Origin of the sequence: Bartonella sp. MR110HLJHH, from assembly GCF_042194225.1 — a bacterium.
Taxonomy (GTDB): Bacteria; Pseudomonadota; Alphaproteobacteria; order Rhizobiales; family Rhizobiaceae; genus Bartonella; species Bartonella grahamii.
In genome coordinates this window covers 1-9,142 of sequence record NZ_JBHIMQ010000020.1, presented here as the reverse complement: position 1 = coordinate 9,142, position 9,142 = coordinate 1, and the positions used below count along the sequence as shown (strand labels likewise).

The window sequence follows — 9,142 nt, the reverse complement described above, 5'->3', positions numbered from 1 at the left end:
CGCAAATTAACCAATCCTTTGGAATCCCGCGCATTCCAAAGGTTCCTATAAAACCCGTGGGATAAAGACTGCTTTCTTCTTCTAAAGGGATAGAGGTAGGATTAACAAGATGCCAATGATCTCCATTATAAATCAATGTATAAATGCACCCTTGTTGGATTTCCCCTCCCGATAATGCACTGATGCCTAATTCTGTCGCCTTATAAACAGGCTTAGCAACTAAATCATTTAAGACAATCGTGGTCGCTCCAACATTCCTGCCCATAGCCATAAAGCGCAAAACGATACCATTCTTATACTCTAAAAACTGTGAAGTGCTTGCAAGTCTTATCACACTCGTTTGTTGGACATGATCATTTGTAACAATGCCTTCAAGCTCTCCACCCGTGTCTGACAAGTATTCCTTTACGCGCTGCATCATCACACGGGCGCTCGTGTTCACACTGCTAGGATGCTGTCCTTCGGACCAATCAATCAAATCATCCACGCGCGTATTATCCGCCGCTCTAAGCGACCAATCATAAATCGTTGACATCTCTCATAAATCCTAATTCCGGTAAAATGGTCCGTAAAACGCCCGCATGAATTGCGTCATCAAAGGATTATCATCATCACTCTCTTCTTCTTCCGAAGCTTCTTCTTGTGATGCTAATAATGCCCTTAAAACCTCTAACAAGTTGTCTCTATTTCTAATGCCACCATGCGCTGTAGGACTTGCTCTATGAGGCTGCCCACCATACATCTGTAATACACGGTTGACAAAATCACTTGCACGCATAGCGTTGTTTCCACCATTCAAGCCAACCGCATTGCTCCCAACAATTTGCGCCGCATTGGCATGGGGATTTTGAAGAAGCCGCGCGGCTCCTCCTGCCCCTTGTTGATGTGCTAAATACAATTCCGCTTCACTAGGCGCTCTTCCCAACAGACGGCTTAAATGATTGCGATTATCAAGTGTCAACCGCCCCATGGCATCTGCCGCTTGCATGGGGTCAAAACGATCCTGCAAACCATATTGTTTGGCGGTGCTATCGATAAATTGATACAACCCACCCGCAGAAGAGCGGGGATTCCTTGCATTCGGATTTCCTCCACTTTCCACTTGCGCAACACGGTATAAATAACTCTCTGGCAAGCCGTAACGTGCTGCCGTTTGCCGTATCGCTTGATTAACAGAAGGACTATAACGGGTCATTTCGCATACTCTATTGAAGCACTAGGACCTAACCCTTTTGCTACAGCTCTAGAAACAATCTTCAAGCCTTCATCCGTTATCACACCGGCTTTATGCCACTTCAAAGCACTTTGAATCAATTTGGCAATTTCATTGCGTTCCATTCCTTTAACGCCAAAAGTTGCTAATTTCGCTATACCGCGCTCTAGCTCTCGTTTTGCTCGTAGCGCCTCTGGTGCATTCGGATGAAAAAATATGTTTCGTGCTAATTTTAAGCCTTGAGCTGGTATATCAGGAATACTATGTGGTACACGAACTCCATCAAAAAGAGAAATCTTAGGAATGCCTTCAAATTTGCTAAAACCCTCTTTTGCTGCATCAGAATAGAATTGCTCCTGATCTACTGCCTTTTTAAAAGTAGAAAACCGTTCCGGTCCTATCATCCTTTTAAGATTCTCAGATGCAAGATTTTGTTTTAAAAGTTTAGAAAATTCATTAATAGGGTCATCATTTTTTCTGAGTAAATCATCTAATGCATCTCTCATGCCCATCTGATAGGTATTATTTTGTTTTGTCCAATTCCCTTTAAAAAGATTTTCCTTAACTGCATCCCTTTCAATACTCTTTTCAAGTTTCGTGCCTAAAGCTTGTCTACCCTTCTCAAAACTATCTGCAAAATTTTTGAATTTTGCTGCACTACCACGCGCTGCTTGATAAGTAGGAGAGATTTGATCCATTATTTTTACCAAATTTTGTTTGAGGATTTCGTATCCTAAAACCTTCTGGTTATCGCCATGTTTCTTACTTTTTTCGATTAAATCATCAAGAGACTTCTTGGTTTGATCTAATAACTCTATCGTAGGTTTATAGTTTATACTGCTAAACTTTCTATTATAAAATCGTCTAGGATTTATACTGAGGGGGTGTTCCTCTAAAGTCTTAACAGCTTCTTTGAGAGCTCTTTGAAACCCTTTATTCTCAAAAAAATTATTAAGAGCTGGATAATGTTCTTTTCCTATTGGAATTTGCTTCGCTTGTTCATAGAGATGATCATGCGCTTCTTTCCCTTGCTGTTTAAGCGTCCTGCTTAAAGTATCGCTATGCTGGTATGGAACAATTGTCTGCTCCATCATATCATCAAGACGTCGAACAGAACCTCCCAATCTTTTCTCATGCGCTTGTTTCAAGAGATTATAAACATCTTCATTTGTTTTAGACGCATTCCACAAAGTCTGTCGTAGTTTTTCATTAATATCTGTCAAAAATACTTCCTGAGGTTCTGAGCTAAGACGTTCGGTAATTTTTGGGGTTTTATTATCGTAAAGTTGCTTGGCAACTTCTCGCAAAGCTTTATTGGAAACCTCTTTATGAGCAGGATTAAAATAATTCCTTACAAGTGGAGGTGATTTTAAAGCATTTCCTAAACTACGAACTGCCTTAGAAATACCTATACCTCCTAAAGCAGCAACCGGCGTCAAAACTGCCCCACCAACACCACCAGCTAACGCCGAATTCACCGTATCATTGTAACCTTCTCCTGCACCAGAACCGTGTAAAGCTCCAGAACCTGCCCCAACAAGAGCTCCCCTACCTAAACCTCCTAAAGTCGAACCTGCTCGCAAAAAATTTAATGCTGGAATACCAAATGATGCTATTGTTGGTAAAATCGAACCAGCAATATAAGCACCAGAAGACAACCATGGATGTTTCTCTTCCAAGGCTTTTTGGTAAGCGCGTTCCTTGGCTACTCTTCTATTATAGATTTCTTCGGCTTTTTTATCGCCGCTCCAATAATCCGTAAAACCCGCTTCATTCCCCGCTTGTATCTCATCACTATAACCTGCCGTGAGACCAGACATAAGGTGGCTCCAAACCGCACGCGTCTTGCTCCAATCCTTGCCATCAAGTGGAGAAGAATCTGGTGTACTTGATTGATCTACTGTACTTTGTTGACTTTCAGAAAAAGAATTAGATAGCTTTGCAATCTCAGACGGGTCTTCAACTACGCGAAAACGCGTTCCATTTTTAGAATATACATATTGAGAAGAGGACGAAGGAAAAGTGTTAGCATGTGATCTTATAATTTTTTCAATTTCATCAGGGTCTTCAACTACGCGGAAACGCGTTCTATTCTTAGAGTATACACTTCTGCCAAATCGAATCTCTCCGATAAAGTAATCGTCACACTATATGGTACGCTATATTTTTTCATACATTCTATGTTACGCACCCACTTTTGTTTATATTTTTTACTGTCTAGATTTCTTATCTCTGAAATAACATCTGTGCCTATTTGTATCCCTAAAAAGAACGGATTACTCTTTAATAGCTTCAAATATGGTCGAATATAGATATGCCCCCCTGTTGCAATCCGAAAATATTTTTTACAAATGAGACACATACAAGTATATTTATGAAGTAAATCATAATCGAGCTCAAAAAGCTCTCCACCAGCAAGAATAATAAAATCAGATTTTATGTCATTTATTGTATATAAAGATTCAGGCAACGCGTCATCTCTCACCATATATTCCATCGAATACGGACAATGATTGCAGCCCGCACTGCAATTTTCATTACAAATTACAATATTATCGCCCATGAAATTTCTTATTCAAGTTCATATAATCCAATACTAATTGTTTCATGAAAATATTTTGGTATAGAGAAAGATCAGAAATTTTTTTAGCCACAAACGCTTTTATCATTGGTAAAGCTTCATCCTTTGATATAGACAGCAAATGAGAAATATAGTCTATCCGTTCTTCTAAATTGAGAGATAATCTTGGACTGGTGAAAAATGTTAAGATATCCAATTCCGGACTGGCTTCTTGACATAAATCCCAATCCACTACCATAAAAGAACTATCAGAAGTAACAATGATATTATCAGGATGTAAATCTCCATGTGATAAGATTATATTCTTGCTTAATCGATCTTGAAAGATCTTATTGATTTGATCAATAATCGCCTTTTGATGTAGCAAATCCATTTGGCTCAATACAGTACCTCGGATAAACTCCCATTCGACTACTTCATCGCAAAGTGTTATCATATTTGGTGCAGGATAGAGACTTTGTCGAAAAGAGCCATCCTTGATGTTTTCATTAATGCACGATGCTTCCGGATAAATTTGCCCATAGCAAAACTCTTGATGCTTGCGTTTCAAGAAATGTTGTTTTGACGATTGTGCATTTTCAGGCTGTAACCAAATGATTTCTTGTTTTCTGACAAAAATAATTAAAGCAGACACCCCAAAAATCACAGCCATAATCACTGCCAACCACAAATTAGCTTGCCGGAATGTTGAAAAAACATGACCGTATAAAAAACTGAATGCAAAAGATACAACAGCTGTAATAATGGCTGTAAATGATAAAACAGTCGCGATAGCTTTGGGATCAATCAGTGAATTTATAAGAAGAGACGACAGATAAGATCGATAAGCAGACTTAAAAACACATAGCAGTAAAAATCCTAATATAAGAGCCGCAATGATTTGAAATGACATGAGAAAAAAAGCAATGGTTACCATACAACCAATCATTAAGACGGGAAAAGTAGGATTTTGAAACTTTGAAAAATACTTCTGAAACAATATATTGGAACTTGCTGAACAAAAATTCCCAATGATAAAAATAATCGAAACCAAAATAGCAGGTTGAAATGGCAAAAAATCAGAAAATGCGATAGAAACAGTTCGATTATTAACCAAAATAGCAAAAGCTGAAACTGCACTTAAAAAAATAAGAGTGAAGCGATAGGGATTTTTGACTTCTTTACCGCTGGCGCACATAACTGTGAAAATATTCGGATGAGCGTTGATATGAAAACTATCTAATCCCTTCGTCAGTTTTGAAAACATAAAAATAGCAAAAATTAATGAAAGGACTTGAAAAATCAAAGGCAATGCAGGATGCACATAATAAAGTATTCCCCCTAAAAAAATAAGTACCGTTGTCACACTATAGGTAACAGCAGCCACTTCGGACTTAACGGAAAACAGTGTGCGATGCTTTGGTACTACAGAAAAGAGTAAACTATCTTCCGCACCTGAGAAACAAGCGGTTGCTAATGTAATACACAACAAATAAGTGGCGTAAGCAAAATATGCATAATTCATAAAAAGAGCTAAAAAACCGCAAAGAAAGAAAAACAGACCAGTATAAATAACGCGCTTACTTCCATAAACATCTGATAATAAACCCAAGGGGACTTCTAAGATCAAAGGAAGCAATAAAAAATAACTACCGATTAAAACAATATCCGCTTGCGACAAATGCAATTTTTCCGACAAAAAAAGTGGTAAAACAGCAACCACCAGAGCAGTAGACTTGCTAACACTATAAATCTTAAATTGCTTAACCTTATCCACAAAATACCTTCCCACGACATCCGCTACATGTGCCAGATTCTTTCAAAGATTTTAAAACGTTTTGAGCAGACCAATCTATTGCCTCATAATTTTGTAGATTCCCAAAAACTTCTGAATAAAAGCAATTTTTTAAATCTCCATTATAGTCCAATACCAAGGATGAAAATGGAAATAAACACATTAACGGCGACGAAACGTACGTAGAATTTTCGCCTAAGTAATAATTAATACAATTTACAAAATTTTGTGACGTCCATGAGATTTTCCTTTCTTGGAACTTTTTATCTATATAAATCTGGAGGGGGGATTCTTTCCTTGATAATTCATCTCTCAAATGAAAAAGTGAAGCGTTTGGCGGAAGAGTTTTGTTTCTTAAAGCCTTAGATCGATCCTTTGTATTATTTTTTCTAGAAAAACTAAATGACGACGTATCGAGCGGGCTGAATCCGACATAATCGACATCTTTGCTTATACAAAAATCGATAAAATTAATAATATTTTCTAGAATCTCTTTGGTAACTGTCGCTCTTATTCCTATACTTTGCAGAGGTTGAAGATTCTTAACTGTTTCAATGTATTTCCACACGCGATCAAATTTATTCGCCCCCCGTATATCATAATATCCTCCTCATATTGTTATTATGTACCTTATTTATATTCAAGACAATTAGTATTTTGTAAAAAGTCTGGAATTATACAACTTTATAATTGTAAAGTCAATTTAACTGTATTACGCAATATTCAGTTTGGAAAACAAATTGGCCTATACCGGTATAAATCGAAAAACTCTTGTGCTCAGCTAATTTCCATTTTAATTATTAAATTCATTCAAAAAGTATTATTCCTGATTTCAATGGCTATTTCACTTCAATCGCAATAAGAAATATGCAATGCTCTGCTTTATCAAGTAATTTTAAAAAGTTTTTTTTGGGCTGAAATTAAAGAATAGTTGTTGCGTAAATCAGCTTCTCAGAAGAAAAATTTTTCAATTATTTTTCTGTTTTAATTGTAATTTTGTGAAATACTACTTGCGGTGAATTTACCTTTAAAAGAGCTTCTACTCGACGCCAAAATACAAACTTTTATTTCTTATTAAAGATACAATCATATTGATTTATAATGATAATCTAGCTCTATTCATATTGAATTAGACCCTCGAATAACGCAAGATTCTCTCATTCCAAACCTGTTTATGTCGAATCAATCAAAACCACTCATTTGTACATAACAAGTGGGATGAGTGTGTGGATAAAATTTGTATAAGAAAGGACTAAAAATGGCTCTTATGAACCGTCTTAATGCAAGGGCTGTCGCAACATTGGGAGCTGGCAAATATAATGATGGTGCCGGCTTGTTACTTCATAAGCGTAAAGATGGAGGTGCTCAATGGATTTACCGTTATACCATTCATGGTCGGCGCCGCGAAATGGGCTTGGGTGCCTTGAGAGATGTTTCTTTAAAACAAGCCCGTGAATTAGCAAATCAGTGGCGTTCTGTTTTGCATGAGGGGCGTGACCCTATTAAAGAACGTGAAAAACAAAAGCGTGAAGCAATAAGTAATCTCCATTATTTAAAAGATATCGCGTTGGATGCTTTTGAAAGTCGTAAAGCTGAATTAAAAAATGATGGTAAAGATGGGGATTGGTTTTTGCCATTACGCCTTCATATTCTGCCCAAATTAGGCTGTCTTCCCGTTTCTGAGATTACACAAACAGAGATACGCAATACGCTTGCCCCTATTTGGCATACAAAAGCAGCAACAGCTGATAAGCTCTTACCCGTCTTAATATATGTCTCAAACATGCGGCTGCCTTAGGATTGGATGTTGATTTACAAGCAACAGAAAAAGCACGCGCTCTCTTAGGTAAACAACGCCATAAAACGCAAAATTTTCCAGCTATGGATTGGAGAGATGTCCCTGCCTTTTATAAAACACTTTGCGAAGCATCAACCTTAACACAACTGGCTTTGCGTTTGCTTATTTTGACAGGCGTTCGTACCAACCCTTTGTGTCATATTCATAAAGACCAAGTTGATGGCGATATCTGGACAATCCCTGCTGAAAATATGAAAGGTCGACGTGATACTACAGAAGAGTTTCGCGTGCCTCTATCATCAGAAGCATTAGAAATCTTAAAACAAGCGCGCTTGCTTTCTCGCAATGATTTCTTCTTTTCTGCAACCGGTCGGGGTCCCCTCGCTGCAAATTGTATGGCTCAATATATGAGAGACAATAAAATTGAGGCATGCCCCCATGGATTTCGTTCTAGTTTACGTGATTGGCTCGCTGAAACAACCGATGCCCCTTATGAAGTCGCAGAAACTATTCTAAGTCATACAGTAGGCGGTAAAGTAGAGCGTGCCTATCGTCGGACTGACTATCTAGAACAGCGCCGCGTTTATATGGATAAATGGGCGGCTTATGTCACTGGTCAAACCTAAGATATGGGGTGCATAACCCCATGATCTGTGGATAACTTTAACTCTCTTGTCTCTCATTCTTTCTCAATAAGAGTCATAATTTATCACATCAACAAAAATATGATAAAATATTGTTTTCTATAAATAAAATACCTTCAAAAATGAACCAAAATGTGGTTAATAAATGCTTATGATTTGTTCTCATTTTTTGAGAGTGAAAGGATTTTAGTATGACAGAAAATGATATTCTTTTGACAGATCGTGAAAGTGCAAAATTGCTTCATATGAGTGTCTCAACATTCCGCCGTCATGTTACCAATGGCTCTCTCCCAAAACCTTTAAAATTTGGTTTTTTATCGCGTTGGTTACAATCAGATCTTATCAATGTAATCGAGCAAGCGAAACAGCAACGTCAAAGCGACGTAGCATAAAAAGAAAACCTTGTCACGTAAGGACGGACAAGGCTTTCTCTGCTGAAGCAAGACTTAAGGCTGGCATTCAAGTTGTTCTGAATGTTTTTTACAATAAGGGCTATTTAAGCGTCTCTCAACACTTCGCTGAGGCGTGATAGAACCACTAAGAGGATACACCGGAATCCTATCATCTTGACAATTTTCACACCACTTTCCATTTTCACTTCTATAGTGGAAGCCAGATTGAAGCATACAAGTATGAATTATTGCCCATTCACCGAAACCTAATCCACTATTTTCTGTATCGACATTATAAGGAGTTGGCTTACCACACTCTAACAATGCTTTTGCTACTTCAGTAGAATCTGCATCTGGCTTTTGCCATATAACAAAGTATCTTGAAGGAGGCTTTGAGTCACATCCAGCGATACTTAACAGAGTTATACAGCTCAATAGTTTTAAAATTTTTTTCATTTTTCCCCTCCTTCAGTGGGTTTCTTTACGATAAAACAGCTCATAAACCTGTTGATATTTTCTGTCACCGCTGCTTAAAACAACGGTGAACAATATTGAAATGGTTGGTTGAGGAAACAATCCCGCCATTCCAAGCGAAGGCAAGGATGGCGGATTGTTGATCATTAAGGCTGGCATTTGCGACTATTTTTATATTTTTTACAAAAAGGGCTGTTTAAGCGCTTCTTGACACTGCGCTGTGGTATGACAGCGCCAGGACGACAAATCGGGAGATTTTCGGCTCT

At 37.9% G+C, this 9,142-nt stretch carries 6 protein-coding genes and 2 pseudogenes; 2 read left to right on the top strand and 6 right to left on the bottom strand.

All coding sequences use genetic code 11. The features are described 5' to 3' along the window. The 5 genes and pseudogenes from ACFIKB_RS08465 to ACFIKB_RS08445 form a co-directional block, all read right to left on the bottom strand. A pseudogene (locus ACFIKB_RS08465) lies at nucleotides 1-535 on the bottom strand (phage tail protein); the annotation flags it as partial. Between the two features lie 12 nt (nucleotides 536-547). Continuing rightward, entirely contained in the window at nucleotides 548-1,195 is a 648-nt protein-coding gene (locus tag ACFIKB_RS08460; protein WP_375649223.1) for a transglycosylase SLT domain-containing protein, read from the bottom strand. Then, nucleotides 1,192-3,033 carry a glycine zipper family protein gene (locus ACFIKB_RS08455; RefSeq protein WP_375653296.1) on the bottom strand — a complete coding sequence of 614 codons (1,842 nt, stop codon included), beginning with the start codon at nucleotides 3,031-3,033 and terminating at the stop codon, nucleotides 1,192-1,194. The genes ACFIKB_RS08460 and ACFIKB_RS08455 overlap by 4 nt, the downstream gene beginning before the upstream one ends. Before the next feature lie 251 nt (nucleotides 3,034-3,284). Continuing rightward, nucleotides 3,285-3,776, bottom strand: coding sequence for a hypothetical protein (locus ACFIKB_RS08450; protein WP_375653294.1), 492 nt, complete (start codon nucleotides 3,774-3,776; stop codon nucleotides 3,285-3,287). Continuing rightward, on the bottom strand, nucleotides 3,766-5,550 hold the full coding sequence (locus ACFIKB_RS08445) for an MFS transporter (RefSeq protein ID WP_375653292.1): 1,785 nt from the start codon (nucleotides 5,548-5,550) through the stop codon (nucleotides 3,766-3,768). The genes ACFIKB_RS08450 and ACFIKB_RS08445 overlap by 11 nt, the downstream gene beginning before the upstream one ends. A 1,276-nt stretch (nucleotides 5,551-6,826) precedes the next feature. On the opposite strand from ACFIKB_RS08445, the pseudogene ACFIKB_RS08440 reads away from it, so the two are divergent. Next, nucleotides 6,827-7,992, top strand: a pseudogene (locus tag ACFIKB_RS08440) (tyrosine-type recombinase/integrase). 209 nt (nucleotides 7,993-8,201) lie between these two features. After that, nucleotides 8,202-8,402 (top strand): AlpA family transcriptional regulator, encoded by a 201-nt coding sequence (locus ACFIKB_RS08435; RefSeq protein WP_273788688.1) that lies wholly within the window; start codon nucleotides 8,202-8,204, stop codon nucleotides 8,400-8,402. A gap of 54 nt (nucleotides 8,403-8,456) precedes the next feature. Here the strand turns inward: ACFIKB_RS08435 and ACFIKB_RS08430 are convergent, their stop codons facing one another. Continuing rightward, nucleotides 8,457-8,858: a hypothetical protein gene (locus tag ACFIKB_RS08430; protein WP_375653290.1), complete on the bottom strand. Its 402-nt coding sequence runs from the start codon at nucleotides 8,856-8,858 to the stop codon at nucleotides 8,457-8,459. Nucleotides 8,859-9,142: the final 284 nt, after the last annotated feature.

Coding starts and splice junctions, on each gene's coding strand:
- ACFIKB_RS08430 (WP_375653290.1), bottom strand. CDS start 8,858: ATGAAAAAAATTTTAAAACTATTGAGCTGTATAACTCTGTTAAGTATC.
- ACFIKB_RS08460 (WP_375649223.1), bottom strand. CDS start 1,195: ATGACCCGTTATAGTCCTTCTGTTAATCAAGCGATACGGCAAACGGCA.
- ACFIKB_RS08435 (WP_273788688.1), top strand. CDS start 8,202: ATGACAGAAAATGATATTCTTTTGACAGATCGTGAAAGTGCAAAATTG.
- ACFIKB_RS08455 (WP_375653296.1), bottom strand. CDS start 3,033: ATGTCTGGTCTCACGGCAGGTTATAGTGATGAGATACAAGCGGGGAAT.
- ACFIKB_RS08450 (WP_375653294.1), bottom strand. CDS start 3,776: ATGGGCGATAATATTGTAATTTGTAATGAAAATTGCAGTGCGGGCTGC.